Origin of the sequence: Teichococcus wenyumeiae, from assembly GCF_003696345.1 — a bacterium.
GTDB lineage: Bacteria > Pseudomonadota > Alphaproteobacteria > Acetobacterales > Acetobacteraceae > Pseudoroseomonas > Pseudoroseomonas wenyumeiae.
Genome location: NZ_RFLX01000077.1, coordinates 1 through 862, shown reverse-complemented (window position 1 = coordinate 862; position 862 = coordinate 1). Strand labels below are relative to the sequence as shown.

Genomic DNA, 862 nt, shown 5'->3' with positions numbered 1-862 from the left:
GTCAGCCATGGCAGCACCTCCGACGCCATGGAATCACAGCAAGATCAAAGCTCAAGAGGCTCATTAATAGGCCCTGAGCCTAGAGATGGTCCCGGGATTTCGGACAATTCGATAAGCTCGGTTCGGCCTGAGAAGGACGGACCCGATGACGGGCAAGCGGACGCGGTATTCGGCCGAGTTTAAGGCCAAGGCAGCGCTGGAGGCACGGCGTGGGGAGCTGACCACGGTGCAGCTCGCGGCCAAGCACGGCATTCACCACACGATGGTGGGTGAATGGAAGCGGCAGCCCGTGGAGGGACTGGCTTCGGTGTTCTCGGGCTAAGCAGCGGCGCAGGAGACGGCGAAATCAACCGAGGCCGAGGTGGAGAAACTGCACGCCAGGATTGGTCAGCTCCTGGTGGAGCAGGATTTTTTGGCGAAAGCGTCCGGACGATGAGCCTGGAGCGGCGGCGCCAGATGATCGAGCCCGGCCACCCGCAGTTGTCGGTGGTGCGCCAGTGCGAGCTGGCCTCGATCAGCCCCTCTGGCTTCTACCGCCATCCTGCCGGGGAAAGTCCACCGAACCTGGAGCTGATGCGATTGATCGATGCGCAGTTCCTGGAGACCCCTTGGTATGGGTCCCGCCAGATGGCGCGTCACCTCTGCCGGGTGGGCTACACCGTTGGCCTCAAACGCATTCGGCGGTTGATGGCCAGGACAGGGCTGGCGCCGATCTACCAGCGGCCGCGGACCACGGTGCCGCATCCTGAGCACCGGGTTTTTCCTTATCTGCTGCGGGATCTGGTGATTGACCGGCCGAACCAGGTCTGGTGCACCGATTTGACGTACATTCCGATGCGCCGGGGCTTTCTCTATCTGGCCC

1 pseudogene is annotated in these 862 nt (G+C 62.8%); it reads left to right on the top strand.

What is annotated here, in order from left to right:
- Window positions 1-145 precede the first annotated feature (145 nt).
- Window positions 146-862, top strand: a pseudogene (locus EBE87_RS30135) (IS3 family transposase); the annotation flags it as partial.